A 26,433-nucleotide genomic window follows, 5' to 3' on the forward strand; every position below is an offset into this window, starting at 1 on the left:
GCACAAGCGGTGTCCCGTCAATTCTTCTTCACGCGGGGTTTAGGGGTGGTTTATCAAGAAGACCGGCGGAGCGGACAGGCGGAACGGACAGGATCATGAAAACCTTGAAAAAATCGGCGGGAATGCTGGAGGTTCGTGCGTCGCCTCTGAACCGGACACGCGGCGTGCTCAGTCTTGGGCGGATCACGGTCCCGTGTGCGCTCGGCCGGTCGGGCATTGTCATGCGCAAGCGAGAAGGCGATGGCGGCACGCCGGTGGGCCGGTTCGAATTGCTGCACGTCTACTATCGCCCTGACAGGGGCTTGCCGCCGGCAACGTTGCTGCCGACCGAGCCGCTGACACCGGCGTCCGGCTGGTGTGACGACCCTGGCCACCGCCTCTACAACAGACCGGTGCAACTGCCTTTTGCGGCCAGCCACGAGAAGATGTGGCGCGACGACAGGCTCTACGACATCGTCGTCGTGCTGGATTGCAATCTGAACCCGGCCGTGAAGGGCCAAGGTAGCGCGATCTTCTTTCACATCGCGCGGCAGGGCTATTCGCCGACGGAAGGCTGCGTTGCCGTTTCGCCGGAACACATGCGCTTGATTCTTCAGAACATCGGCCTTGGCGCGGAGATGGTGATCCACGCCTGAGCCGGGTCCGAACAGTCTTAAGGATTGGCACTGACCTGTGGCCGGTAGATGGTGAAGCTGCCACTGACCGTGGTCGAGGTCCTGACGCCGGCGTCATCGGTCGTCGTTGCCGTGCGAATTCCGAAACCGTTGCGCTTGACGGTCTGGTCGTCGGTGACGTTGCTTTCCAGAAAGGTCGCCCTGTTGCCGTTGACGCTTTCCAGGATCGCCGTGTGTCGCGGTTCGCCGCGGGATATCGTCTGTTCCTCCCAGCTGCCGTCGGGCTGGGTTACACGAACCGTGACTTCGAAGCGGGTGAACTGGAAAACGTCACCCGGCCGGGCATCCGACAGGTTGTTGATCACCCGTCCCCAGACATAGGTTGAGGCCGGCTTGTTGAAGCCGACGTGCCGGAAAGCGTTGTCGACTAGCGTCCAGCACTGGCCATCGCCTTCCACCCGGCCAAGTCTTTCGGTGGCGAAATTGATCAGGCGTTGCGCCTGTTGAGCGTTTACGTCGGGCATGATCGTTATCCTTCATAACTGCCCCATGGACGCAATATTAGGTCGGCATGACTGGCAACTCTGTAACCCGCATCACGATTCCGTTGGCAATGAGGGCAACCGAACGCGCCTTGCCGCGTTTTTTGAAAAGTGTCTCACAGGCAGAGACGGCGGCCAACCGCATAGGTTTCCGCGGTCTTGTCTGGTATGACCGAAGTTCGGGTTCACGGAGATAATCAGGACATGCGCTGGAAAGGCCGCCGCGGCAGCAGCAACGTTGAAGACAGGCGTTCCATGGGCGGGAGACCACGCATGCGCGTCGGTGGCCGCCGGGTGAGAGGTGGTGGCCTCGGATTGACGGGCCTCCTGATAATCGTCGGCATTGCCTGGCTGACCGGCATCAACCCGCTGACACTTCTCGGACAGCTGGATGGCGGGGGCGGTTACGATACGCAGTCCTATCAGACGCAGACCCCTCGCAGTGCGGCCGACCAGGAAACCGCGCAATTTGTCTCCGTCGTACTGGCCGACACGGAAAACACCTGGGGCCAGATCTTCGAAAACGGTGGTGCGACGTACCCCGAGCCGACGCTGGTGCTGTTTTCAGGGTCGGTATCATCAGCCTGCGGATATGCCAGTGCGGCCACCGGCCCATTCTACTGCGGAGCCGACAGCAAGCTTTACATCGACCTGTCCTTCTATCAGGAACTGGCAAACCAGCTGAATGCGCCGGGTGATTTCGCACAGGCCTATGTGCTGGCGCATGAAGTCGGTCACCACATCCAGAACGTGTTTGGCGTGCTGCCGGAATTCCAAAAGGCCCGGCGTACGCTCAGCAAGGCGGAAGGCAACGCTCTGTCGGTACGTGTCGAATTGCAGGCCGATTGTTATGCCGGCATCTGGGCGCATTATGCCGCCCGGCAGAAAGGGTTTGTCGAAGAAGGCGATATCGATGAGGCACTGAACGCGGCCAGCCGGATCGGTGACGATACGTTGCAGCGCCAGGCTCAGGGCTATGTCGTGCCGGAAAGCTTCAACCACGGCACCTCTGCGCAGCGGGCAAGCTGGTTCAAGAAGGGTTTCCAGTCCGGCGACCTCAATGCTTGCGACACGTTCAGCGCGGCGAGCCTGTAAGGGCACCAAAACACCGCGTCATGCCATGGCACGTCCATGGCATCCATGCCGCTTGATCGGTTTTTTTCCGTACGCTTCCGGCTTTGAAAGCCCGCGGATGGATTGCAGGGGCAAGCCCAGCAATGACGACCAAGTGATAACGGGCTGGCGCGTCTACGCATATCTGCGATGACTGCCTGCCCCACTGGTAATTTGCGGTGTTTTCCGCCATATAGGGGCAAATGTCCGCAAGATGGCGGACGCTTTTCCTTGAAGCTTTGAAGAAGTGCGACCGGTATGGCGTCTGAAACCAGACCCTTTTTGAAGATGAACGGCCTTGGCAATGATTTCGTGGTCTGGGATGCGCGTGAAAAACCGCTGCGCCTGACACCTGAAGCCATTGCCGCATTGGGCGACCGCGAGACGGGCATCGGTTTCGACCAGATGATCACCGTTGAACGGTCCTCGCTGGGTGTCGATGCCTTCATGCGCATTCACAACCGCGATGGCAGTGAAGTATCTGCCTGCGGCAACGCCACGCGCTGCATTGGCCGTCTGCTGATGGAAGAAGCCGGCAAGGAGCTTGTTACCATCGAGACCGGTGCCGGGGTGCTGCACGCGTTCGATGCCGACGGCCCGCGCAGCGTGACTGTCGACATGGGCGTACCCCGGCTTGCCTGGAACGAAATCCCGCTTGCGGAAGAGTTTGCCGACACGCGTGCGATCGAACTTCAGATCGGACCTATCGATGATCCGATCCTGCACACGCCGGCCGTCGTCAACATGGGCAATCCGCACGCGATCTTCTGGGTCGACGACGTGGAAGCCTATGAGCTTGAGCGGGTCGGTCCCTTGCTGGAACACCATCCGATCTTTCCGGAATACGCCAACATTTCGCTGGCCCATGTGTTTGATACCGACCAGATCCGGGTAAAGGTTTGGGAACGCGGCGTCGGTCTGACGCTGGCCTGTGGGACGGCTGCCTGTGCGGTTGGGGTTGCTGCCGCGCGTGATGGCCGGTCCAGCCGCAAGACCACCATCCATCTGCCGGGCGGTCCCATCGGGATCGAATGGCGCGAGAGCGACAACCACGTGCTGATGACCGGTCTGACGGAAGTGGAATTCGAAGGCGAGGTCGATCTCGATACCCTGGCCTGGCGCAAGACCGCCACGGGCGACGCCCCGCTGGCGGCTGGAGCCGCGTCATGAGCATCGATGTCGTGACGTTCGGCTGCCGGCTCAATGCATATGAGTCGGAAGTGATGAAGCGCGAGGCGGAGGCTGCCGGCCTCAAGGACACCATCCTCATCAACACCTGCGCCGTTACCGGCGAGGCGGTTCGTCAGGCCCGCCAGGCCGTGCGCAAGGCGAAGCGCGACAACCCGAACGCCAGGGTAATTGTCACCGGCTGCGCCGCGCAGACGGAAAGCGAGACCTTCTCCTCCATGGAGGAAGTGGATCTGGTGCTCGGCAACACGGAAAAGCTTGAGCGCAAGTCCTATCAGGACGTTGCCGCCTTCGGCGTTTCCGAAACCGAGAAAGTGCGCGTCAACGACATCATGAGTGTCGAGGAGACCGCAGGCCATCTGATCGACGGGCTGACGGGCCGTGCGCGTGCATTCGTGCAGGTCCAGAACGGTTGCGACCACCGCTGCACCTTCTGCATCATTCCCTATGGCCGAGGCAATTCCCGCTCCGTTCCGATGGGCGTGGTCATCGACCAGATCAAGCGCCTCGTCGACAACGGCTACAACGAGATCGTGCTGACAGGTGTCGACATCACCTCCTATGGTGCGGATCTTCCAGGGACCCCCAAGCTGGGCACTCTGTCGGCGAAGATCCTGAAGATGGTTCCGGACCTGAAGCGCCTGCGGTTGTCTTCCATCGATTCCATCGAGGCGGACGACGACCTGATGCGGGTGATTGCCGAAGACGAACGGCTGATGCCGCATCTGCATCTGTCGCTCCAGGCGGGCGACGACATGATCCTGAAACGGATGAAGCGGCGCCACCTGAGGGCCGACACGATCCGCTTCTGCGAAGAGGTTCGCCGCCTGCGGCCGGACATGGTTTTCGGTGCGGACATCATCGCCGGCTTTCCGACGGAAACGGAGGACATGTTCCAGAATTCGCTCCGGATCGTCGACGAATGCGGCCTGACGCATCTGCACGTCTTTCCGTTCTCGCCGCGCAAGGGTACGCCGGCAGCGCGCATGCCGCAGCTGCCGCGCAATGTCGTGAAGGAACGCGGCGCGCGCCTCAGGGCCAAGGGCGAGGAAGCGCTGGTCAGGCACCTTCAGGCCGAGGTCGGCAAGACCCGCCCCGTGCTGATCGAGAAGGAAGGCCTTGGCCGGACTGAACAATTCACGCAGGTCGAGCTGGGCAGCGGCAATGCCGGTGAGATTGTCGAAACCAGAATTATCGGACATACCGGCCGCCATCTTCTGGGTGAAGCCCTTTCCAGGGCTGCCTGAGGAAAGGTTCAGGGTTCGGGTGGTGACGAGCTGGCCTGTGGTGTGAGTCAGATTGGATTGAAGCCGGACAAACAGCCTCATCCTGAGGAAGCGCGTAGCGCTGTCTCGAAGGATGGGCCGCTTGCTCCGTGTATGCTGCCCATCCTTCGAGACGGTCCTGTCGGACCTCCTCAGGATGAGGCGGAATGTGTGGCCACTTCAGTTGCGACAGTTTAAGAACGCAGTAATGGGCAGATTTTTTAAGGCAGGTTCATGAGCGAGAAAAAGCGCGGCTTTCTTGGACGTCTCTTCGGCGGCAAAAGCAAACCGGAAGACGAGGCTGTTCCGGCCGCAGAGGATGCGGCACAGAAAGCAACATCCGCAGAACCGCAGGAAGATGACCCGGCACTCGACGTCGAGATGGACGTTCGGCCTGTCGCGGCGCTGAACGAGCCGTTCCAGCCGATCGCAATGGATGTCAGCCCTGGTATCGTTCCGGAACTTTCGCCAATGAAGCCGGCAGTGGAGCCGGAAGACATTCTGCCAACCGACACGGGACCCGACGTCGAGCCCGAGCAGGCAGAAACTCCGGAACCTGAAGCGCCCCGGCCGGAAGAGCCCGAAAGCCAAGAGCCCGCAACACCAGAACCTGCAACACAGGCGCCAGAAACCCAGGCACCAGAAACACAGGCACCAGAACCGCAGGCACCGGAAATACATACGCCTGAAACGGCCAGCGCCCCGGAACCGGTTGTCGAGCCGGCCCCCGCGGAAGCGCCTGTTGCCGCGCCAGTGCCCGCTGCACCGGTGGAATCTGTTGCCGAAGAGCCGAAACTGTCCTGGTTCCAGCGATTGAAGAACGGCCTGTCCCGGTCTTCCGCATCGCTGACCGAAGGCATCAGCTCGATCTTCACCAAGCGCAAGCTGGACGCCTCCATGCTGGAGGAGCTGGAGGATATCCTGATCCAGGCAGACCTTGGTGTCGACACGGCGATGGCGATTACCGACCGTCTGTCCGACGGGCGCTACAACAAGGAAATTTCGCCGGAGGAAGTCCGGGCGATCCTGTCCGAAGAGGTTGAGAAGGTGCTGGTTCCCGTCGCCAAGCCGCTCGATCTCGATACCGGCAAGAAGCCGCATGTGGTGCTGATGGTCGGGGTCAACGGTACGGGCAAGACCACCACCATCGGCAAGCTGTCGCAGAAGCTGCGTTCCGAAGGCAAGACCGTCATGCTGGCGGCCGGCGATACCTTTCGTGCGGCAGCGGTGGAACAGCTGAAGATCTGGGGTGAGCGCACCGGGGCTGAAGTGATTGCGCGCGATACCGGCGCGGATGCCGCCGGACTTGCCTATGATGCGATGAAGGAAGCGCAGGCGAAGGGCGTCGATGTGCTTCTGGTCGATACAGCCGGCCGGCTTCAGAACAAGGCCGAGTTGATGGATGAGCTGGAGAAGGTCATCCGCGTGATCAAGAAGCACGACCCGGAAGCTCCGCACACGGTCCTGCTGACGCTCGATGCGACGACAGGCCAGAATGCGCTCAACCAGGTCGAGATCTTCGGCAAGGTTGCCGGCGTGACCGGACTGGTGATGACGAAGCTCGACGGTACCGCCCGGGGCGGGATCCTGGTCGCGATTGCCGCCAAGCACGCAATGCCGGTGCATTTCATCGGTGTCGGCGAAGGTGTGGCAGATCTCGAGCCCTTCTCGGCCAAGGATTTTGCCAGCGCCATTGCAGGCATGGCTTAACGCGAGCGTCCCGCAAGGCGCTGGACCCGTTCGTTCGGGCGCCTTGCGACATTTGCTAAGCAGTGACGGGGAACCTCGCAGCCCGACGTGCGTTTAGTTAGCGTCGAAGTCTGGCGCGCGCGGAAACCCTTCTACTGACGGCAGCCGGGCACAAGCGCGGAAAGGCCGTCATGATTTCCAGATTGTTGCACTCGTTTCTTGTTGCTCTGCTGCTGTTTCTGCCCGGCGCACTGCCTGCATCTTCACAATCGGAAAGCCCCGCCGGAGCTATCACCGCCATGCCCGGTGCCGGCGACGATCAGGCCATCGAGCAGCGTATCAACGGCATCTATGACCAGCTCGACGGGCTTTCCGGAATTTCGGTCGTCGTAAGATCAGGTGTGGTCAACCTGAACGGAACCGTGACCGAGGCAAGCCTTGCCACAAAGGCCGAAGAGCTTGCCGGCCGTGTCGACGGCGTCGTCGCGGTCCAGAACAATCTCACCGAGGAAACCGCGCTGGAGGAACGTCTCGTTCCGGTTTACGAGCGCTTGCAGGCGCGCTTTTCCCAAGGGGTGAACTATCTGCCGCTTGCCCTGGTTGCCCTGCTTGTCTGGATGCTGGCCAGTGCGGCCGGACTGCTGATCGCGCGCTTTGAATGGCCCTGGAACAGGCTCACACCCAATGCCTTCATTGCAGATCTTGTCAGGCAGCTGATCAGGATCCTGTTCTTCACGATCGGGATCGTGCTTGCGCTGGATGTGCTGGGCGCCACTGCCGTCATCGGCACCTTGCTTGGAGCAGCCGGCATTGTGGGTCTGGCGGTCGGCTTTGCTGTCCGGGACACGGTCGAAAACTACATTGCCAGTATCATGCTCAGCATCCGGCAGCCGTTCAACCCGAAGGACTTCGTCCGGATTGAAGGCTACGAGGGCTTTGTCATCAGTCTCACGTCGCGTGCAACGATCCTGATGGAAAAGGACGGGAACCATATCCGCATCCCCAACGCCATCGTCTTCAAGAGCACCCTCGTCAACTTTTCCACCAATCCACGGCGCCGCTTCGTCTTCGAATTGGGCGTCGATGCGGAAAGCAACCTGGACAAGGCGCTGGACGTTGGCCTGATGACGCTTCGTCGCCAGGAGTTCATTCTTCAGGACCCCTCTCCCGATGCCTGGATCGAAGCGTTGGGAGATTCCAACGTTGTTCTGAGTTTTGTGGGCTGGATTGACCAGACGCGGACCGATTTCCAGAAGGCCCGTTCCGAGGCGATGCGCCTCGTCAAGCTGGCGCTTGAATCAAACGGCTTCTCCCTGCCGGAGCCCATCTACCGGCTGAGGTTCGATGATGCGCCTGCGCTGGAAAACCTCCTGCCGGACAGGCACCAGGGAGATCAGGATCGCGGGAAGATCGCCCGTAAGGAGGCAGCGTTTCCGCAATCGGCAGAAGTGCCGAACGATACGGAAGCCGACCGGGATCTTGAAAAGCAGGTTGAACTGGAACGAAAAGCCGCCCAGTCGGACGACCTTCTCGATGAGCATGCGCCGAAGGAATTCGGGGCTAAATCAGCAAGGTGATCCTGACAGACAGGCGATTAATGAAGCAAATCCTGAGCAGCGTGTCAGGAAAGGCTGACCCTGCGCCATCGGGATTCGACAAAGGAGTAGATGGCAAAAACCATCAGGCCAACAGCCAGGGCGAACAGCATGACCTGCCCATAAGGCAAACCCTGAATGTATTTCAGAGCATCCAGCGTGCTCGGCAGATCGCCGCCGGAGGTTGAGGCGCCCTCGATGCCAAGCCAGATCATTGCCGACAGAAGGGCGAACACGATCCCGCGTGCACCGAGGCCAAGAACCGACACGACGTGAACAATCCGCATCGGGGCTTCGTTTTCATCGAAGTGCTTGCTGTATCTGCCTGAACAGGCCTTCCACCAATGCGCAACCGCTATTCCCAAAAAGACAAGGGACAAGCCAGTCACGAATATCCGCTGGCCAAGAGTTTGCGAGATAGCGTTCATCAGGCCCGGCAGCAGTTTGCCATCATCCGTGCCCGTAATTCCGAGCAGGCCAATGGCGTAGAGGGCGAGCGCGCTATAGGTGGCGGCGCTTGCCAGAAGGGCCAGGCGCACGACGATCCCCTGCAGGTCCCGTCCATGGTTGTCCGCGTCCAGAACGGCCTGAACCAGCCGCCAGACGACAAAACCGAACAGGCCTGTCACCAGAACAGCCACCAGAACAGAGCCGAAGGGTTGGGACAAGAGAGTGACAAGGGCACCTTTGGTGCCCTTGCTGCTGCCTGCGCCGATGGACGCGAGAATGGCAAAGAAAGATATGATGCCATAGACGATGCCGCGTGAAAGATATCCGGCACGTGCGGCAGCTTGTAACCAGTGCGAGTACTTCATTCCCCTGGTCTTTCCGCCATCCCGGCATTTTCACGATCGGTAAAGCGCTGTGCGCCGGCTCCGCCAGAATGTTTGGCGGGCCGCCCAGCGGGCGGTGCCAGAGGGCGTGGTTGCCAAACCTGCAATATTCGGGAGGTTACCCCGGCTCAGCCGAGGCCGAGAAACGACAGGATGGCAACAACCACGACGACAAGTCCGACGAGATAGATAATGTTGTGCATGTTCAATTCCTTGCCAGAAACGGAAAAGGGCCGGACGCTGGGTGAACGGCAGGGGGCGGCCGTTCGTGGCGGGGGCTTGCGTCCGGCCCAAACTGTTGGAGATCGTCTGCCGGGGGCGCGGCAGAGTTACCGGGGCTAGGTTAGACCAGTCCGATGAAGGACAGGATCGCGCCGACAACGACGACGAGACCGACCAGATAGATGATACCGTTCATGCCTCTCTCCTTTCGTTGGAGAGAGAACTCGTCAAACAGGAATTGGTTCCGAGGAATCGAACAGGGAGCGAAAAATCAGCTTCCCGGTTGCCAATCTTCCGGTGCCATGACGAAGCCTTCGAACTGAAATCCGGGGGCAACCGTGCAGCCGACCAGGGTCCATGCACCGAGCGAGCGGGCCTGCTGCCAGCCGTCACGGGGAACGATGCCTTGCGGGCGCTCGCCGGCCAGAAGGTCGTTGCCCAGGGTCAGCACCTGCCGGGTGGTGCCGTCGGTGCTGATGGAAAGTTCCAGCGGGCTGCCGGCGTACCAGTGCCAGGTCTCGACCGCGTCAACCTTGTGCCAGCGGGAGAGAACGCCTTCGGGAAGCAGGAAATAGATCAGGGTAGATGCAGCCCGGCCGCCATCATCGGTGACACCGTCGCGGAAGGTTTCGGCATAAAAGCCACCTTCCGGGTGCGGCTGCATGTCGAGAAGGTCGACGATCTTTTCGGCGGTCAGGCTGGCAGTAGAAGGCATGAAAAGTCCCGGCTGGATCAACTGGATTTCCGGGACGGGATCGCTCAGGAGGATTTCGACCCGGTGCAGAAAGCCAGATCATCAATGGTTTCGCGCAGGGCCGCAACCACTTCCTCGTAAAGGAGCTGCATGTCCAGCCTGTGTCCGCCGCCCAGATGACCCGGTATCGGTTCGGCCTGGCCGACGATGCGGCTGACCACGTCCCGTGCGCGCTGCTCCGCGGAGCGTGTCAAGTGGTCTTCGGAACTCGCAGGTGTCATGGTGTGTGCCCCTTCATGATCACGATGGCGTGCATATGGGGGCAACCAGTCGTTGTTTTAAGCCTTCCGGCCAAGAAAATCCGGAAGGCGGTGCAAGAATTCTGCTGCGGGACCTATAGGTATGATCAAGCGTTGTCCTTGCGCATGCGGATCTCGGAAAAGACTTCGGCAGCACTTTTGCCTTCCATGCCGAGTGCAGCGGCGACAGAAGCTTCACCTGCACGCAGGAACGGGTTCGTTGCTTTCTCTTTCGCCATGGTCGTCGGCAGTGTCGCGGCTCCTTTCTCGCGCAGCGCGGCAACTTCGTCTGCCCGCGCCTTCAGATCGGCGTTGTCCGGGTCGATAGTCAGGGCGAAGCGTGCGTTGGCCTGCGTGTATTCATGGCCGCAGTAGATGGTGGTGTCATCGGGCAGCTGGCGCATCAGTTTGGCAAGCGACGACCACATCATGTCCCTGTCACCCTCGAAAACACGGCCGCACCCGAGCGAAAACAGAGTGTCGCCGGTGTGGGCCACCTTGATGGAGGCGATGTACCAGGAGATCTGATCCAGCGTGTGGCCCGGGGTCGAGATCGCCTTGATCTCGTAAGGTCCGCACCGGACGTCGTCGCCGTCTTCCACGGTGCGGTCGAACTCGGCAATCTTCAGCCGCGAACGCTCGGGACCGATGACGGTCGCGCCAGTTTTCCGCTTGAGTGTGCCGAGACCCTGGACATGGTCCCAATGGTGATGGGTGATCAGAATATGCGTCAACGACCAGCCGGTCTGCTCCAGCGCCTTTTCGTAGGCATCGGCGTCGGGCACGTCGACGGCAATGGTCGTTCCGCTGTCAGTGTCGTGAATCAGCACGCCGAAATTGTCGTCGAGACAGGTAAACTGGTGAATTTCGGTGGTGTCGCTCAAGGCCATGAAACGGCTCCCTGCTGAGATCTGTTGGTTGAGATGCAGACTGGCAAAGTCAGGCGCCAAGGGCAAGGCAAGAGATCTTGCGCTCTCCCGCCGTTCCATGTTCAATCGCCGCGACCCTTCTTGACCGAGCAAGGCTGAATGTATCTCGACGTCGTTCATTTGCGCGCTTTTTACGATTTGCCACTCGGCAGGCTGCTTCGCAGCCTGATCGGCGCGCCTATCCGCAAGATGTGGCCGGACCTTACCGGCCAGGCTCTGCTTGGTATCGGTTACGCGGGCCCGTTCATGCGGCCCTACCTCGACACGGTTGACCGGGCGATTGCCGCCATGCCCGCACCTCAGGGCGCGGTTCACTGGCCGCGTGAGCGGGATAGCGCCTGTGCGCTGGTGGAAGACCAGGACCTGCCGTTTCCCGATGCCTATTTCGACCGGGTGATGCTGGTACATGCTCTCGACCATTGTTCGGACCCTGCGGCGGTTCTCAGGGAGGCCTGGCGGGTGCTGGTGCCGGGCGGGCGACTGATTGCCGTCGTGCCGAACCGGCGCGGCTTGTGGGCACAGTCGGAACTTTCCCCCTTCGGCTATGGCCGGCCTTATTCGGGCAGTCAGCTCAAGGATCTTCTGAAGAGCTGCCAGTTCAACGTGACCGAGGACAAGGAAGCCCTCTTCATGCCGCCTTCGCGCGCCCGCACCATCCTGCGTGCGGCCCGCACCTGGGAAGGCATCGGCCGCCGCATCTGGCCCGCATTTGGAGGGGTCCTGATCATGGAGGCGGAAAAGGTCGTCTTCCAGAGCCTGCCCGTGGACGGCAAGAAAAGCCGCTTCCGCGTTCTACGACCTGTCTTCATTCCCGAGGGTGTTGCGACAGGGCTGAAGCCTGTCAGGTCCGTGCATCGGGCGGAGACGGGCGACTTCTAACAGCCTCTGAGCCGTCATTCCGGACTAGCGCTGCAGAAGGCTGCGCGACGATCCGGAGTCCAGCGCGCCAGTGTGAGCGCAGCGAACGCAATATGGTTTTATTGGTGCGCTAATCGCGCGAAATATGTCTGGGTTCCGGATCTGCGTTCGGCTTCGCCTCCCTTGTCCGGAATGACGGCCGAAGGTTATCGAACCAGCTTACCGCTTCAGCAGAAAAACGGCCTGTTCGGCAACGATGTTCCACACCCACCAGGGGGCGTTGACCGGGATCTTGTTGCCCCGGCCGCTGAGGGCGATGGCCTTTTCGACGTTCGCGTCCAGTTCCCGGCAAAGTTCGACGAAATCCCGCAGGGAGCAGAAGTGGATGTTCGGCGTGTCGTACCATTCGTAGGGCAGGTACTTGGTCACCGGCATGCGGCCGCGGAACAGGAGCTGGGCCCGGTTGCGCCAGTGGGCGAAGTTCGGGATCGAGATCACGACCTGATTGCCGATGCGCAGGAGCTCGCTGACGACTTTTTTCGGTTCGCGGGTCGCCTGCAGGGTCTGGCTCAGGATCACGACGTCGAAGGCCCCGTCCGGATAGTCGGACAGGTCCTGGTCGGCATCGCCCTGGATCACCGACAGGCCGCGGGCAACGCAGCGGTTGACGCCTTCCTGGGACAGTTCGATGCCGCGTCCGTCCACCTGGCGTTCGCGCACCAGGAGGTCGAGCAGCTCACCGTCGGCGGACCCGATGTCGAGCACGCGGGCATTGTGCGGTACCAGCGAGGCGACAACCTTGTGGTCGCCGCGCACGTCTCCGCTCTTGGTCTGTCTTGGAGCCAGGTTCACGGGATCAGGCCTCCTCGCCCGGTGCGGGCAGGCCGCGGGCGTGTGCTGCGCCGGTGACGAAGCCGGAAATGGTCTGGAACATCTCCGGCACGTCGAGCAGGAACGAGTCGTGGCCCCGGTCGCTTTCGATCTCGACGAAGGAGACGTTGGCCGCCGCCGCATTGAGCGCCTTGACCACGCGCCGGCTTTCGGACGTGGGGAACAGCCAGTCGGATGTGAACGACATGACGCAGAAACGTGTTTTCGTTCCCTTGAAGGCGTTCGCCAGAGAGCCGCCGAACTGATGCGCCAGGTCGAAATAGTCCATCGCCCGGGTGACATAGAGATAGGAATTGGCGTCGAACCGGTCGACGAAGGTCATGCCCTGGTGGCGCAGATAGCTCTCGATCTGGAAATCCGCGTCGAAACCGAAGGTGACATTGTCCCGGTCCTGCAGGTTGCGGCCGAATTTCTGGTGCAGGGACTCGTCGGACATATAGGTGACATGCGCCGCCATGCGGGCAACCGCCAGGCCCTTGGTCGGCCTTTGTCCTTCCTGCAGGTAACTGCCGGCGCACCAGTTCGGGTCGGCCATGATTGCCTGCCGGCCGACTTCGTGGAAGGCGATGTTCTGGGACGTGTGCCGCGCTGCCGCGGCAATCGGTACGGCCGAAAACACGCGCTCGGGATAGCTGGCCGCCCACTGCAACACCTGCATGCCGCCCATGGAGCCGCCGATGACCGCAAACAGCGTGTCGATGCCAAGATGATCGACAAGGCGCGCCTGTGCCCGGACCATGTCGCGAATGGTGATGACAGGCAGTGCAAGGCCGTAGGGTTGCCCTGTCTCCGGGTTGATGGAGGCAGGTCCTGTGGTGCCGAGGCAGCCGCCGAGAACGTTGGAACAGATAACGAAATAATGATTGGTGTCGACCGGCTTGCCGGGGCCGACCATCTGGCTCCACCAGCCGGGCTTGCCCGTCACGGGATTGGTGGAGGCCACATACTGGTCGCCCGTCAGGGCGTGACACACGATAACGGCGTTGGACTTGTCCGCGTTGAGCTCGCCATAGGTTTCATACGCAATCTGCCAGGGGCCAAGCTTTACGCCGGCATCGAGCTCCAGTGGTTCTTCCGCGGGAAAGCGCGCAAGTTTGCTCGAGGGCGAAACCGCTTCGCTTGCCTTCAGATCCTCCGGGGTGGCTGGACGTGATGTGTCTGCGGACATGGCTCTAAAGAATTATCTGTTGTCCCGGGCGGGAATATTTCAGGCCGGTTGAGCGGGCCACGGTCCGCCACCGGGAAACGGCAGGCACCCGGCAGAACGGCCAGACTGGCGACCTAGCCGTGCCGGAACGCCTGAGTCAATGTTTTCTTTTGCCTTTGGGCAATCACATGCCTATGACTATGCGCCGCTGAACCCAAACGAAGGCCGGAGCCACCTCATGTCTCACTTGCCGGACAGCGGGCTGTCGCTGGACGACCTCAGGACACGGGTCGACGAGATCGATGCACGCATCCACACCGCCCTGATGGAACGCGCCCAGGCCGAAGCCGGTATCCAGGCTGCCGGCCGCGCCGCGGGAGCTGCACCCGCCCTGTTTCAACCCGAACGTGACGCCGACCTGATGCGCCAGATGGTGGAGCGCCACCAGGGCGACCTGCCGCTGGCAACCGTCGAACACATCTGGCGGGATCTCATCTGTGCCTGCACCAGCCTGCAGGCAGACACCGCCGTCCATCTGGACGGCAGCGCCGATCTGATCGAGATGCTCGACCTGGCGCGTTTCTACTTCGGTTTTTCCGTGGAGCTGGTGCCGGGAAGCGATGCGGCCGACGTGGTCGGCGCCGTGACGGCGTCAGCCGGTGACCTGGGCCTTGTGGCGCTGATCGACCGGGCGGAGCTGCCCTGGTGGCGTGGCCTCAGTGAATCCGGCGCACTGGTGCGGGCGCGGCTGCCCTTCGTCATTCTGGACGAGCGTCCCGCCGACCTGCCGGCGCTGGTGCTGGCCAAGGCCGACAGCATGATCGACAACGCCGATATTGCGGTTTATGACGCCCGCTGGTCGGATCTTCTGCCGGGCAACCTGATGGACGAAGGCATTGAAGTGCTCAGTTTCTTCCGGTCCGCCGCCGGTGTCGACGCGCTGCTTGCGATTTCCGGCGAGCTGACGGAAGAGGATGTGCGCGCAGCCTGCCTCGCCGCAGGCGCCGCCCCGGAAGTTTTGAGACGTGTCGGCGGCTATGCCGCACCGATCGACGGCAATGGCGATCCGGACGACACATTTGCTGCCGAGGACGAGGAGCCTCAGGGATGAACGAGATGACGACAGTGACTGAAGCCGGCAAGGCAACCGCAAACCGTCCGCAGCCGCGGCCGGGCGTTCTGGATATTGCGCCTTATGTTCCCGGCAAGTCCAAGGGCAGCCACGGCAAGACCGTTCACAAGCTTTCGTCCAACGAAACGCCGCTCGGCACCAGCGAAGCTGCCCGCGCGGCCATTGAAGCCGTGGCGCGGAACCTGGAACTCTATCCGGACGGATCCTCTGCCGAACTGCGTGCGGCCATCGGCGAAGTCTACGGCCTCAATCCGGACCGCATCATCTGCGGCGCCGGGTCCGACGAGGTTCTCAGCCTGATCGCCTACGGTTATCTCGGCCAGGGCGACGAGGCGATCTATTCCGAACACGGCTTCCTGGTCTACGACATTGCCATCCGCGCCGCCGGGGCAACGCCGGTGATTGCGCCTGAAAAGGACCTGACGACGGATGTCGATGCGATCCTGGCAAGGGTCACCGACAAGACGCGCATGGTCTTCATCGCCAACCCGAACAATCCGACCGGCACCTATCTGCCGTTCGAGGAGGTCAAGCGGCTGCATGAGGGTCTGCCGGCCAACGTCCTGCTGGTTCTGGATGCCGCCTATGCGGAATATGTCCGCCGCAACGACTATGAAAGCGGTCTCGAGCTGGCAGCGACGTCCGACAACGTCATCATGACGCGGACCTTCTCCAAGATTTACGGCCTCGCCAATCTGCGTCTCGGCTGGGGCTTCGGTCCGGCCCATGTGATCGATGCGCTCAACCGCATCCGGGGTCCGTTCAACGTCAACGGCATGGCGATTGCCGCCGGTATGGCCGCTGTTCGTGACCGTGATTTCGTCACGCGCTCGATCGAGCACAATGACACCTGGCTGCCCTGGGTGACGGCGGAGCTGGAAAAGCTCGGCCTGAAGGTGACGCCGAGCGTCGGCAACTTCGTGCTGGTTCACTTCCCCGACGAGGACGGCAAGCGCGCGGCGGATGCCGATGCCTATCTGCTGGAGCGCGGCTGCGTACTGCGCATGGTCGGCAATTACGGGCTGCCGAACTCGATCCGCATGACGATCGGTTCGGAAGACGCCAACCGGGCCATCATTGGCCACCTGAAGGACTTCCTGGAACAGAAATAAGAACACATGACTGTTGCCCCCATTTTCGAGCGCATGGCCCTGATCGGCATCGGCCTGATCGGTTCCTCGCTCGCACAGGTCGCCCGCGAACGCGGCCTGGTCAAGGAAATCGCGATTTCCACCCGGTCTGCGGATACCCTGCAAAGGGCGGAGGAGCTGGGCCTGGGCGACAGTTATGCGCTCGACGCCGCCGTGGCGGTGGAGGGGGCCGACCTGGTGATCCTCTGCGCGCCGGTGGGGGCCAATGAGGCCATTGCCAAGTGGATTGCGCCTGCGCTGAAAAAAGGCGCGATCCTGACCGATGTCGGTTCCACCAAGGGCTCCGTCGTCGATCAGGTCAGCCCCCATGTGCCTGAAGGCGTGCATTTCATTCCGGGTCACCCGATTGCCGGGACCGAACAGTCCGGACCCGATGCCGGGTTTCCGACGCTGTTCGACCAGCGCTGGTGCATCCTGACACCGGCAGAGGACACGGATCCCGAGGCCCTCGAAAAACTCAGCGCCTTCTGGCGCGCCTGCGGTTCCGACGTCGACACGATGGACGCCAGACACCACGATCTGGTGCTGGCCATCGTTTCGCATCTGCCGCATCTGATTGCCTACAACATCGTCGGCACCGCGGACGATCTGGAGACGGTCACCAAGTCGGAAGTCATCAAGTATTCGGCGTCCGGTTTTCGCGATTTCACGCGTCTGGCGGCGTCCGATCCGACCATGTGGCGGGACGTCTGCCTGCACAACAAGGACGCGATCCTGGAAATGCTGGCGCGGTTTTCCGAAGATCTTTCCGCCCTTCAGCGGGCAATCCGCTGGGGCGATGGCCAGATGCTGTTCGACCTCTTCACCCGCACCCGGGGTATCCGCCGATCGATCATCGAGGCCGGTCAGGAAACCGACGCCCCCGACTTCGGCCGTCATGCCAAGGACAAGGCCGGCGCACCGGCGGAGTGACCGCTTCCATCAGGAACCGGTCTTGCCAAGGGAATTTCCCGGGCGTTGAGCCCCCATTGCATTCTAGCCCCTGAGGATCGCTCGACCCTCAAAGGCTTTTTTGTCTCGTCAGTTGGTCCGGTTGACGATGAAACGGGCAAGGGCGCTCAGGATCGCCGCACGGCTGCCGTAGGGCGCGAGAAGCGTTTCGGCTTCCTCCACCAGCCGGCCGAGCTCGTTGCGCGTCCTGTCGGTGCCCCAGAGGCCTACAAGCGTCGCCTTGCCGGCCTCCGCATCCTTGCCGGTGGCCTTGCCCATTGTTTCCGCGCTGGCTTCCACGTCCAGAAGGTCGTCTGCGAGCTGGAAGGCAAGGCCGATCACTTCACCGAAGCGGGTCAGCCGGTCGACATCCGCTTCCGATGCATCCGCCAGAATGGCGCCCGCCCGGCAGGCGTAGCGCAGCAGCGCGCCGGTCTTCATGGATTGAAGCTGGCGGATCTCCGCTTCGGAGCGCTCGCGGTGTTCGGACTCAAGGTCGAGCATCTGCCCGCCCGCCATGCCGCCGATGCCCGACGCGCGGGCCAGTTCGCGCGATAGCCGCAGGCGCACGGCTGCATCCGCATGCACCGCCTCGCCCGTGATCACGTCAAAGGCGAGCGTCAGCAACGCATCGCCGGCCAGGATGGCGGTCGCCTCGTCATAGGCCTTGTGCACGGTTGGCTGACCTCGGCGAAGATCGTCGTCGTCCATGGCTGGCAGGTCGTCATGGACCAGCGAATAACAATGGATCAGTTCCAGCGCGCAGGCAGTCTGCAGAACGCCGTCATCCGCCCGTCCGAACAGATTGGCAGCCTCCATCACCAGAACCGGTCGCAGTCGCTTGCCGCCGTTGAGCGCGCCGTGGCGCATGGCTGCAAGCAGCCTTGGGGGGCGCACGGTTTCATCCGGCAGCGCCTGGGTGGCCAGAAGCGTTTCCAGCGTGGCCTCCACAAACTTGGCCTGGAATGTCAGATGCTGGTTTGGGTCAAGGGTCACGATTGGCTCCGGGACGGATCGGCAACATTTTCAAAGTCCGGGTTTCCCTGAAACCAATTCTCTGTATCGTCAAGGCTCGAATTTCAAAAAAATGCGGGAGCTACCTGCCCGATCTTTTCAAACTGACCCATTTGGAGATTTTTCCATGAAACTGCTGTCGAGCCTTCTGCGATCCTTCATCAAGCGCGGGCGCATGCGTGTGATCGACGTCGCGGGTGCCGTGCACGAATTCGGGTCGGGCGAGGACGGTCCGACAGTGACCATCCGGCTGCATGACAAAAAGCTTTACCGATCCCTTTTTCTCAATCCGGAGCTGGCCGCGGGCGAAGCCTACATGGACGGAACCCTGACGATGGAGGAAGGGTCGACCTGCTACGACTTCATGTTCCTGTTTTCCATCAACAGGGCACCGCTTGGGGCCAATCCTGTGCAGGGCCTGCTGCGGAAGGGCTGGAAGCTCTTGCGGCGGTGCCAGCAGCAGAACAGCGTCGAACGGGCAAAGTCGCAGGCGCGGCATCACTATGACCTTTCAACCGACCTCTATCGGCTGTTCATGGATGAGGGCCTCAACTACAGCTGTGCCTATTACACCTCGCCTGACGACACGCTGGAACAAGCCCAGGCGGCCAAGCTGGCCCATCTGGTCGCCAAGCTGGATCTGAAGCCAGGGATGGAAGTTCTTGAAATCGGCGGCGGTTGGGGCTCACTCGCCATTCGCATGGCTCAGGCCGGTGCAAAGGTTACCTCGCTCAACGTCTCGCCAGAGCAAGTGAAGATCGCCGAAGAACGCGTGCGCGCTGCGGGTCTTGAGGACCTGGTGACATTCGTTCTGAAGGATTACCGGGAATTCGAAGGGCAATTCGACCGGATCATCTCGGTCGGCATGATGGAACATGTCGGCATCGGCCATCTCGACGAGTATTTCGGCCAGATCCGCAGATGCCTGACCGAAAAAGGCTATGCCGTCGTGCATTCCATCGGTCGCATGACGCCTCCGGGCACCACCGGGCCTTTTATTCGCAAGTATATTTTCCCCGGGGGTTACGTTCCGGCGCTGTCGGAAGTCTTTGCGTCTACCGAACGGCTTGGGCTATGGGTCTGCGATGCGGAAATCCTGCGGCTGCACTACTACTACACCATTCGCGACTGGCGCATTCGCTTTGAAGACAAGAGGGCGATTGCCGCTGATCTTTATGACGAAACTTTCTGTCGTATGTGGGAGTTTTATCTCTGTGCGGTCGAGCTGGGTTTCCTGCACGGATCCAACATGGTCTTCCAGCTCCTCCTGTCGAAGGAGAGGGATGCCGTGCCGATTGTCCGCGACTTCATCGTCGATAACGAACGGGAACTGAATGGTTAGGGTCAAACCTGCAACGGGTGGAAAGTCAGGCTCCGGGGGCGCGCCGGGGCGCCGCCGTGGCATGATCGGCCTTGTCCGCAAGCGCTTGTTGCAGCTGCTGCTGGTTCTTATCCTGCTTCCGCCTGTTCTTACCGTTATCTATTCCGTCGTGCCGCCCATAAGCACGCTGATGATCGGGCGGTATGTCCAGTTTCTGTGGGTGGACCGGCAGTGGGTGCCGCTTGAGCAGATTTCGCCAAACCTCGTCCGGTCGGTCATCACTTCGGAAGACAGCGGCTTTTGCGAAAACGACGGCGTCGAGTGGGACGCGCTTCAGGATCAGGTCGAAGCACTGAGCGAAGGCGAAAAGCCTCGCGGCGCAAGCACCATCACGATGCAGACCGCCAAGAACCTGTTCCTGTGGGGCGAGCGGTCCTACATCCGCAAGGGGCTGGAACTGCCGCTGGCCCTGATGCTGGATGCGATGCTGACGAAGAAGCGGATCCTGGAAATCTACCTCAATATTGCCGAGTGGGGTGAGGGTATCTTCGGCGCCGAAGCGGCCGCGCAGGCCTGGTTCGGCAAGAGCGCCAAGGACCTGACACGGACCGAAGCTGCCAGATTGGCGACAGCCTTGCCAAATCCACGTGGCCGGAACCCCGCCAAACCAGGTTCCGGACACCGGAAACTGGCCGGCACGAACCTGGCCCGTGTGAAGGGCGCGGGGCCGATTTTCGGCTGTGTTCTGGGGAAATAGACGAAGGTGGATAGTGCTTCGCCACCGCCTGTTCTATCCAGACCAAGAATTTTTTCTCTATGGGGTGGCAAAACGTTGGCGTTGCCTGTATAACGCCGCGCATTCCAACACGCTGCGTGACGCCACGCCCCGGGCTAACCCGGTCCGGGCCGCGCGGTTATGGACCACGGAGAAAAACAAAATGGCCGTTCCAAAGAGAAAAACCTCGCGCTCCAAGCGCGGTTTTCGCCGTTCCGCGGACGCCCTCAAGCAGCCGACTTACGTCGAGGACAAGGATTCGGGCGAACTGCGCCGTCCGCATCACGTTGACCTGAAGACCGGCATGTACCGGGGCCGTCAGATCCTTTCCGCAAAAGACGACGCATAACACCCGTATTCTTCGTGAATGCAGGTAGCGTCCGGACCGGATCGCCGCATGGCAAATCAAGATTGAGGCTGGCCTTGTTTCGACGGGCCGGCCTTTTTCTTTTCAGCGCCTTGAATTGGCTATCAAGATCGTGTCAGCTCGCTCCGATTTCTGCCCGCTTCGGGTGTCCTAGAGTTCGGGAGCCGTTCATGCGCCTTTTTTCAGCCGTTCCTTTCACGCTTTTCTCGCTGCTGATCTATAACGCCCTTGCTTTCACGGTGGGCGCGGGAGAGCCCGGCTTCTGGGCGCAGCCGATGATCACCATACAGATGGTTTCCGGCGCAACCTTCGAGCTTCTGGCGAGCGATCTGCTCATCACCGTCGGGCTGTTCTTCCTGTTCATCGAAATTCTGAAGGCGACCCGCATCGGCACGACGGCCCTGCTGGACCACATGTTCTCGGTGCTGGTTTTCGTCGCCTACCTGGTGGAGTTCCTGGTGCTGCAGCCCGCGGCGACGTCGCTGTTCTTCATCCTGATGGCGATCTCGCTGATCGACGTGATCGCCGGGTTCTCGATTTCCATCACCGGCGCACGGCGGGACGTTTCCTTCGGCCATGGGGACGTGCACTAAGACCGCTTGCCTGCCAACCGCCGCTATTCCGGACAAGGGTGACGCGGCCGAGCGCAGAACCGGCAAGCGGAATTCCTTTGCGTTTTAGCGCTGTCCACATTTGAGGAGAATGGGTTCGCTTTGCACACGTCGTTATCCGGTTGCCGGATCGGCGTGCAGCGTTTCGCTGCATTTGTCAGGAATGACGGGCGCGGAGCAAGACCGGAACGGCTAGGCGTCCTTGCCGTCTTCGACGATCGCGTGTTTCTGGATCAGCGGCAGCTGGGTCAGGGTGAAGACAAGGGTGATCGGCATGATGCCGAAGACCTTGAAGCTGACCCAGAAATCGGTCGAGAAGCTGCGCCAGACGATCTCGTTGATCGCGGCAAGCACGAAGAAGAACACGCCCCAGCGGAATGTCAGCTTGCGCCAGCCTTCGTCCGTCAGCCGGAAGGCGCTGTCGAAGACGTAGCCGAGCAGCGCCTTGCCGAACAGCAATCCGCCCAGCAGAACCGTGCCGAACAGGCAGTTGACGATGGTCGGCTTCAGCTTGATGAACAGTTCGTCGTGCAGCCACAGCGTCAGGGCGCCGAAAACCAGAACCACCGCGCCGGACACCAGCGGCATGATCGGCAGGCGCTTCGTCAGCCACAGTGACACGACCAGCGAGATGCTGATGGCCACCATGAAGGCGGCGGTTGCCAGGAAGATAGGCTTGCCGACCTGTTGCAGCACCGGAAAGGCCGCCGCGATCTGTTCGCCGCGGGCATTGAACAGGAAGAACACGCCGAGCGGTCCCAATTCCAGCGCCAGCTTCAGGAGCGGGGAAAGTTCCTTGCGGGTGGGGTCGTTCGGGGCGTGTTCGAATTCCATGTTTTTCCGTTATCCTGTTCAGGAAGTCTGCTTCCGGACATAGGTGATGGAGGGTGCCAGGGTCAAGGACCCCGGTCCGATTCGGAAAATAGAGCCGGAAAATTTCAGGGCCAGTAGAGAGGCACCGGGAAGCGTGAAGATGAAACGTTGGATGCTATGCCTCGCGGCCACCTTGCTGTTTACGGTCTCTGCCTTCGCGGCGATGCCTGTTCGTTGGGACCAGCTCAAGGATCCGGAGGCCGCAGCCTATGAGGACCCCTTTGCCGCGCTCAGCGGCACAGAGCTGCGGTCGCTGGGCACGGTGCTGCGGCTTCGCCAGCAGTTGGACGAGACGGCTGAGACTGACGCGGACCGTTCAGCGCTGAAACGTCGTCTTCAGCAGGAAGAAGCCCAGCTTGCAGCGGCCGGCGTGCCGACGGACAAATTGCTGTCGCAACGCTTCGAGGTTGCGAAGAAACGGGCTGCTGCGTCGCTTGCCGGCAACAAGGCTCTGGCCGGGAGGGACATCGAGATTACCGGGTATGTGATCCCCGTGCAGGAACCCGGCAGCGATGAGGTAATCGCCGGCTATCTGGTTCCCGAACAGGGCATGTGCAGCCACATGCCGGCGCCCGATCCCAACCAGATGATCCGGTACCGGCTGTCGACAGGCTGGAGGGCGGAGTATGTCTATGAACCGGTCCGGCTGACCGGGCGCTTGTCGTTGAAAACGACCCGCCAGGAAATCACGCTTCTGGACGGTCAGGTCGACATGATCGCGGCCTTCGAGATGGTGGTCACAGGCGCCCAAAGCCTGGGTGAGGAGACCACCCCGGACCCGATGAGCCGGATCTGGAAGTTCTTCAAGGGGCCCGTTCCGGAAAACTCCTGGAAGCACCCATAAAAAAGGCGCCGCAACGGGCGCCTTTTCCTGTGATTGAGCCTTTGGGCTCAGCCGTTGGCGATGTACTGGCCGCCGTTGATGGTCATCACCGCACCGGTCATGAAGGCGGCGGCGTCGGACGCCAGGTAGACCACCGTCTGGGCGATTTCTTCCGGATGGCCGAGGCGGCCGACCGGGATGCCGGAGATGATCGACTGCAGCACTTTTTCCGGCATGGCGGCGACCATGTCGGTGTTGATGTAACCCGGGCAGACGCAGTTGACAGTGATGCCCTTGAAAGCGTTTTCCTGCGCCAGAGCCTTGGTGAAGCCAATCACGCCGGCCTTGGCCGCGGAATAGTTCGCCTGGCCCATCTGGCCCTTCTGGCCATTGATGGAAGAGATGTTGATGATGCGGCCCGAAGACCGTTCCCGCATGCCGTTGATCACCGGCTTGGTCATGGTGAACATGGAATCGAGGTTCGTCGACAGAACTTCGCGCCACTGCTCGAAGCTCATCTTGTGGAACATGCCGTCGCGGGTGATGCCCGCATTGTTGACCAGCACTTCCACCGGACCCAGTTCGCTTTCCACCTGGGCAATGCCTGCCGCGCAGGCGTCAGGATCGGAAACGTCCCACTTGAAGACGTGGATACCGGTCTCGGCCTTGAAGGCTTCGGCCTTTTCGGTGTTGCCGGCATATGTGGCCGCCACGGTGTAGCCTGCGTCTTTCAGACCCCGCGAAATTGCTTCGCCGATACCGCGCGTACCACCCGTGACCAATGCGACCTTGCTCATTCCCCTTCCTCCTGACTTCCAGTTCCGGGCCCTTTGGGCTCTCTGACATCAATTCAGTCTTGTTTGCTGTTCCCGATCATGGCCGGAGGCCCGGCCATGATCCTTCTTTCCCTTTGCGGCTTAGCGCTCCAGACACATGGCGACACCCATGCCGCCGCCGATGCACAGTGTTGCAAGGCCTTTCTTGGCGTCGCGGCGGTTCATTTCGTGCAGCAGGGTGGTCAGGATGCGAGCCCCGGACGCACCGATCGGGTGGCCGATGGCAATCGCACCGCCGTTGACGTTGACGATGTCCGGGTTCCAGCCCATGTCCTTGTTGACCGCGCAAGCCTGAGCAGCGAAGGCTTCGTTGGCTTCCACGAGATCGAGGTCGGCAGCGGACCAGCCGGCTTTTTCAAGCGCCTTGCGCGATGCCGGGATCGGGCCGGAGCCCATGATTGCCGGATCGACACCCGCAGTTGCCCAGGAGGCGATGCGTGCGAGCGGCTTCAGGCCGCGCTTTTCGGCTTCGGCGGCGCTCATAACCAGAATGGCGGCTGCACCGTCGTTGATGCCGGAGGCGTTGGCGGCGGTCACGGAACCGTCCTTGGTGAAGGCCGGGCGCAGCTTGGCGACGCTTTCCAGCGTGGCGCCGTGACGGATATATTCGTCATCGGCAACGACGCGCTCGCCCTTGCGTTCCTGCAAGGTTACCGCGGTGATCTCGTCCTTGAACTTGCCGGCCTTCTGGGCAGCTTCCGCCTTGTTCTGGGAAGCAACTGCGAACTCGTCCTGCTGGTCGCGGTTGATCTGCCACTTTTCGGCGACGTTCTCGGCGGTCTGGCCCATGTGGTAGCCGTTGAAGGCATCCCAAAGGCCGTCCTTGATCATGGTGTCGATCATCTTGTAGTCGCCCATCTTGTAGCCGGCGCGCATATGGGCGCAGTGCGGCGACAGCGACATGTTTTCCTGGCCGCCTGCCATCATGATGGTGGCGTCGCCTGAAATGATCTGCTGCGCTGCAATGGCAACGGTGCGAAGACCGGAACCGCAGACCTGGTTGAGCGTCCAGGCCGTCGCACTATCGGCAATGCCTGCCTTGATGGCAGCCTGACGCGCCGGGTTCTGGCCCTGACCGGCCGTCAGAACCTGACCAAACACGACTTCGTCGATGTCGCCGCCTTCGACGCCGGCCTGTTCCATGGCCGCCTTCATGACAATGGCACCGAGGTCATGCGCCGGGGTGTTGGCAAAGGCGCCATTGAACGACCCCACGGGCGTGCGGGTCGCACTGACAATGACGATATCGGTGAAAGCGCTCATCATACTCTCCAGACTTGAGGCAAATTGGCCGTAGTGGACTGGTGCCGCAGGGGCACCTGTCGATGCTTATTATGCATGGACTAGAAACTGCGCTGAGATTTGTGTCAACCGTAACACTCCGTATCGAAGGCCTGTTTTCGCATTTGCGGTATAATCCTTTCGTCAGCGCACATAAAAAGGCTGGCACGATCCGATACGATTGGCTTAGTCTCTTACACGGAGGAGATGACAGGCCTGCGAAAGCCTTGTCGTCAAATGGGAAACTAGCCACAAGGCTGATAGGCGGAATTCACGGATGGCCAAGACCAACGAGCCGACAATCATCAAGAAATACGCCAACCGGCGCCTGTACAACACGGGCACCAGCACCTACGTCACGCTTGAGGACCTGGCGGTGATGGTGAAGGGGGAGGAGGACTTTGTCGTCTATGACGCGAAGTCCGGTGAGGATATTACCCGGTCGGTCCTGACCCAGATTATTTTCGAACAGGAAGGCAAGGGGCAGAATCTTCTGCCGGTCACGTTCCTGCGCCAGCTGATCCGTTTTTACGGCGACAGCATGCAGGGCCTCGTGCCGAGCTTCCTGGAATATTCCATGACCTCGCTCACCAAGGAGCAGGAGAAGCTGCGTTCGCAAATGAGCGAAGCTTTCGGCGCAACGGCGTTCGAGGCCATCGAGGACCAGGTCAAGCGCAACACCGAGATGTTCGAGCGGGCCATGAAGATGTTCATGCCCTTTCCGGCCGCAGGGGGAGATCCGGCTGCGACTGCCAACCCGGCGAGCCAGGCCAAGCCTGCAAAGTCCGGCGGAAACGATCTCGACGACATGAAGCGCCAGCTGGAAGACATGCAGAAAAAGATCAACCAGCTCAGCGAGAAGTCCTGAGGCGTTTACGCGACCTGCAATGAGCCGTGATCTGGACCGCATGACCGTCGCCATCATTGCGCTTGGCGATGATCCCGTGTTGCTGAAAATCCTCGAGACGTGGTTTGTCGAGGAGTGGGCCGACTGGTATGGCCCGGGGCAACCCGGCGATGCGCGGGAAGATCTGGAAAAGTGCCTTCTGCCAAATGCTCGCCTGCCGCGCTGTCTGGTTGCGCTGGACGGAGATGGCAGGCCGTTGGGAACGGTCTCCCTGCGCGATACCTCGCCGGGGTCGGACCTTTATCCCGGCGCCTGGCTGACCGCATTGCTTGTGCATCGCGATTTCCGGAAAGCAGGTATCGGCATCAAGCTGATCGCTGCCGCAGAACGGGAAGCCACCAGGATCGGATTTCCGGAAATTCTGACTGCAACGGCAACGGCCGGGTCGCTCGTCCTCAGACGGGATTGGCAGCAGGTCAAAACACTTCAATCGGCTTCGGGGCCGTTGGATATCTACCGCAAAGCCCTGGAAACTGCGTGAGCGGAAGTAGGCGACCTGTTTTCCGGGACGGTGCCGAAGCCCGGAATTGATC

28 protein-coding genes are annotated in these 26,433 nt (G+C 61.2%); 17 read left to right on the forward strand and 11 right to left on the reverse strand.

The features are described from left to right. Window positions 1–95: 95 nt before the first annotated feature. A complete protein-coding gene (locus tag ACP90_RS01380; protein ID WP_055660129.1) occupies window positions 96–635 on the forward strand; it encodes a L,D-transpeptidase family protein in 540 nt (179 codons plus the stop codon). A 17-nt stretch (window positions 636–652) separates the two neighbouring features. Here the strand turns inward: ACP90_RS01380 and ACP90_RS01385 are convergent, their stop codons facing one another. Then, window positions 653–1,138 (reverse strand): hypothetical protein, encoded by a 486-nt coding sequence (locus ACP90_RS01385; protein ID WP_062486170.1) that lies wholly within the window; start codon window positions 1,136–1,138, stop codon window positions 653–655. Window positions 1,139–1,360: 222 nt separating this feature from the next. Here ACP90_RS01385 and ACP90_RS01390 point away from each other — a divergent pair, with 222 nt between their 5' ends. The 5 genes from ACP90_RS01390 (at window position 1,361) to ACP90_RS01410 (ending at window position 7,988) form a co-directional block, all read left to right on the forward strand. Then, window positions 1,361–2,251, forward strand: a complete 891-nt coding sequence (locus ACP90_RS01390) for a neutral zinc metallopeptidase (protein WP_062491245.1) — start codon at window positions 1,361–1,363, stop codon at window positions 2,249–2,251. A gap of 276 nt (window positions 2,252–2,527) precedes the next feature. Further along, window positions 2,528–3,439 carry a diaminopimelate epimerase gene (gene dapF / locus ACP90_RS01395; RefSeq protein ID WP_062486173.1) on the forward strand — a complete coding sequence of 304 codons (912 nt, stop codon included), beginning with the start codon at window positions 2,528–2,530 and terminating at the stop codon, window positions 3,437–3,439. Continuing rightward, window positions 3,436–4,704 carry a tRNA (N(6)-L-threonylcarbamoyladenosine(37)-C(2))-methylthiotransferase MtaB gene (gene mtaB, locus ACP90_RS01400; RefSeq protein WP_062486176.1) on the forward strand — a complete coding sequence of 423 codons (1,269 nt, stop codon included), beginning with the start codon at window positions 3,436–3,438 and terminating at the stop codon, window positions 4,702–4,704. Before dapF ends, mtaB begins: the two co-directional genes overlap by 4 nt. A 252-nt stretch (window positions 4,705–4,956) precedes the next feature. Next, window positions 4,957–6,432, forward strand: a complete 1,476-nt coding sequence (ftsY, locus tag ACP90_RS01405; protein ID WP_062486179.1) for a signal recognition particle-docking protein FtsY — start codon at window positions 4,957–4,959, stop codon at window positions 6,430–6,432. Window positions 6,433–6,602: 170 nt separating this feature from the next. Beyond that, a complete protein-coding gene (locus ACP90_RS01410; RefSeq protein ID WP_286145720.1) occupies window positions 6,603–7,988 on the forward strand; it encodes a mechanosensitive ion channel family protein in 1,386 nt (461 codons plus the stop codon). Between the two features lie 44 nt (window positions 7,989–8,032). Here the strand turns inward: ACP90_RS01410 and ACP90_RS01415 are convergent, their stop codons facing one another. From ACP90_RS01415 to gloB, 4 genes are all read right to left on the reverse strand, one after another. Beyond that, window positions 8,033–8,821, reverse strand: a complete 789-nt coding sequence (locus tag ACP90_RS01415; protein ID WP_062486185.1) for a DUF1206 domain-containing protein — start codon at window positions 8,819–8,821, stop codon at window positions 8,033–8,035. A 511-nt stretch (window positions 8,822–9,332) separates the two neighbouring features. After that, window positions 9,333–9,776 (reverse strand): cupin domain-containing protein, encoded by a 444-nt coding sequence (locus ACP90_RS01420; RefSeq protein WP_062486189.1) that lies wholly within the window; start codon window positions 9,774–9,776, stop codon window positions 9,333–9,335. A gap of 44 nt (window positions 9,777–9,820) precedes the next feature. After that, window positions 9,821–10,036 carry a hypothetical protein gene (locus ACP90_RS01425; RefSeq protein ID WP_023002583.1) on the reverse strand — a complete coding sequence of 72 codons (216 nt, stop codon included), beginning with the start codon at window positions 10,034–10,036 and terminating at the stop codon, window positions 9,821–9,823. A 125-nt stretch (window positions 10,037–10,161) separates the two neighbouring features. Further along, window positions 10,162–10,944 carry a hydroxyacylglutathione hydrolase gene (gene gloB / locus ACP90_RS01430; protein ID WP_062486192.1) on the reverse strand — a complete coding sequence of 261 codons (783 nt, stop codon included), beginning with the start codon at window positions 10,942–10,944 and terminating at the stop codon, window positions 10,162–10,164. 138 nt (window positions 10,945–11,082) lie between these two features. Between gloB and ACP90_RS01435 the strand changes: the two genes are divergently transcribed. Beyond that, window positions 11,083–11,862 carry a class I SAM-dependent methyltransferase gene (locus tag ACP90_RS01435; protein ID WP_023002585.1) on the forward strand — a complete coding sequence of 260 codons (780 nt, stop codon included), beginning with the start codon at window positions 11,083–11,085 and terminating at the stop codon, window positions 11,860–11,862. 198 nt (window positions 11,863–12,060) lie between these two features. On the opposite strand, the gene metW is transcribed toward ACP90_RS01435, so the two are convergent. Together metW and ACP90_RS01445 are read right to left on the reverse strand one after the other, a co-directional pair. Then, window positions 12,061–12,693: a methionine biosynthesis protein MetW gene (metW, locus tag ACP90_RS01440; protein ID WP_023002586.1), complete on the reverse strand. Its 633-nt coding sequence runs from the start codon at window positions 12,691–12,693 to the stop codon at window positions 12,061–12,063. A gap of 4 nt (window positions 12,694–12,697) precedes the next feature. Further along, the gene (locus ACP90_RS01445; RefSeq protein WP_055660107.1) at window positions 12,698–13,900 is read right to left on the reverse strand and encodes a homoserine O-acetyltransferase; all 1,203 of its coding nucleotides are present in this window, start codon (window positions 13,898–13,900) and stop codon (window positions 12,698–12,700) included. A 217-nt stretch (window positions 13,901–14,117) separates the two neighbouring features. Between ACP90_RS01445 and ACP90_RS01450 the strand changes: the two genes are divergently transcribed. Genes ACP90_RS01450 through ACP90_RS01460 form a run of 3 tightly spaced genes read left to right on the forward strand, consistent with a single transcriptional unit; the run spans window position 14,118 to window position 17,074 of the window. Continuing rightward, on the forward strand, window positions 14,118–14,990 hold the full coding sequence (locus ACP90_RS01450; protein ID WP_055660523.1) for a chorismate mutase: 873 nt from the start codon (window positions 14,118–14,120) through the stop codon (window positions 14,988–14,990). Further along, window positions 14,987–16,123: a histidinol-phosphate transaminase gene (hisC, locus tag ACP90_RS01455; RefSeq protein WP_077291421.1), complete on the forward strand. Its 1,137-nt coding sequence runs from the start codon at window positions 14,987–14,989 to the stop codon at window positions 16,121–16,123. The genes ACP90_RS01450 and hisC overlap by 4 nt, the downstream gene beginning before the upstream one ends. A 6-nt stretch (window positions 16,124–16,129) precedes the next feature. Continuing rightward, window positions 16,130–17,074, forward strand: coding sequence for a prephenate/arogenate dehydrogenase family protein (locus tag ACP90_RS01460; protein ID WP_189640120.1), 945 nt, complete (start codon window positions 16,130–16,132; stop codon window positions 17,072–17,074). A gap of 108 nt (window positions 17,075–17,182) precedes the next feature. On the opposite strand, the gene ACP90_RS01465 is transcribed toward ACP90_RS01460, so the two are convergent. Further along, the gene (locus tag ACP90_RS01465; RefSeq protein WP_286145759.1) at window positions 17,183–18,043 is read right to left on the reverse strand and encodes a polyprenyl synthetase family protein; all 861 of its coding nucleotides are present in this window, start codon (window positions 18,041–18,043) and stop codon (window positions 17,183–17,185) included. 190 nt (window positions 18,044–18,233) lie between these two features. Here ACP90_RS01465 and ACP90_RS01470 point away from each other — a divergent pair, with 190 nt between their 5' ends. The 4 genes from ACP90_RS01470 to ACP90_RS01485 all read left to right on the forward strand — a co-directional run bounded on the left by ACP90_RS01470 (window position 18,234) and on the right by ACP90_RS01485 (window position 21,162). After that, window positions 18,234–19,448 (forward strand): cyclopropane-fatty-acyl-phospholipid synthase family protein, encoded by a 1,215-nt coding sequence (locus ACP90_RS01470; RefSeq protein WP_062486199.1) that lies wholly within the window; start codon window positions 18,234–18,236, stop codon window positions 19,446–19,448. Then, complete coding sequence (gene mtgA, locus ACP90_RS01475) at window positions 19,441–20,184, forward strand: monofunctional biosynthetic peptidoglycan transglycosylase (RefSeq protein ID WP_062486202.1); 744 nt, start codon at window positions 19,441–19,443, stop codon at window positions 20,182–20,184. Before ACP90_RS01470 ends, mtgA begins: the two co-directional genes overlap by 8 nt. A gap of 181 nt (window positions 20,185–20,365) precedes the next feature. Beyond that, window positions 20,366–20,551, forward strand: coding sequence for a 50S ribosomal protein L32 (gene rpmF / locus ACP90_RS01480; RefSeq protein ID WP_006936667.1), 186 nt, complete (start codon window positions 20,366–20,368; stop codon window positions 20,549–20,551). Window positions 20,552–20,739: 188 nt separating this feature from the next. Beyond that, window positions 20,740–21,162: a hypothetical protein gene (locus ACP90_RS01485; RefSeq protein ID WP_023002594.1), complete on the forward strand. Its 423-nt coding sequence runs from the start codon at window positions 20,740–20,742 to the stop codon at window positions 21,160–21,162. Between the two features lie 210 nt (window positions 21,163–21,372). On the opposite strand, the gene ACP90_RS01490 is transcribed toward ACP90_RS01485, so the two are convergent. Further along, complete coding sequence (locus ACP90_RS01490) at window positions 21,373–22,014, reverse strand: septation protein A (protein WP_023002595.1); 642 nt, start codon at window positions 22,012–22,014, stop codon at window positions 21,373–21,375. A 139-nt stretch (window positions 22,015–22,153) separates the two neighbouring features. On the opposite strand from ACP90_RS01490, the gene ACP90_RS01495 reads away from it, so the two are divergent. Next, window positions 22,154–22,897: a DUF3299 domain-containing protein gene (locus tag ACP90_RS01495; RefSeq protein WP_062486206.1), complete on the forward strand. Its 744-nt coding sequence runs from the start codon at window positions 22,154–22,156 to the stop codon at window positions 22,895–22,897. A 47-nt stretch (window positions 22,898–22,944) separates the two neighbouring features. On the opposite strand, the gene phbB is transcribed toward ACP90_RS01495, so the two are convergent. Together phbB and ACP90_RS01505 are read right to left on the reverse strand one after the other, a co-directional pair. Continuing rightward, window positions 22,945–23,673: an acetoacetyl-CoA reductase gene (gene phbB, locus ACP90_RS01500; RefSeq protein WP_023002597.1), complete on the reverse strand. Its 729-nt coding sequence runs from the start codon at window positions 23,671–23,673 to the stop codon at window positions 22,945–22,947. Between the two features lie 120 nt (window positions 23,674–23,793). Then, entirely contained in the window at window positions 23,794–24,975 is a 1,182-nt protein-coding gene (locus tag ACP90_RS01505) for an acetyl-CoA C-acetyltransferase (RefSeq protein WP_031270058.1), read from the reverse strand. Window positions 24,976–25,270: 295 nt separating this feature from the next. Between ACP90_RS01505 and phaR the strand changes: the two genes are divergently transcribed. Beyond that, window positions 25,271–25,861 carry a polyhydroxyalkanoate synthesis repressor PhaR gene (gene phaR / locus ACP90_RS01510; RefSeq protein WP_023002599.1) on the forward strand — a complete coding sequence of 197 codons (591 nt, stop codon included), beginning with the start codon at window positions 25,271–25,273 and terminating at the stop codon, window positions 25,859–25,861. A 19-nt stretch (window positions 25,862–25,880) separates the two neighbouring features. Next, window positions 25,881–26,381, forward strand: a complete 501-nt coding sequence (locus tag ACP90_RS01515) for a GNAT family N-acetyltransferase (protein WP_062486208.1) — start codon at window positions 25,881–25,883, stop codon at window positions 26,379–26,381. Window positions 26,382–26,433 lie beyond the last annotated feature (52 nt).

The organism is Labrenzia sp. CP4 (assembly GCF_001579905.1).
GTDB classification, from domain to species: Bacteria; Pseudomonadota; Alphaproteobacteria; order Rhizobiales; family Stappiaceae; genus Roseibium; species Roseibium algicola.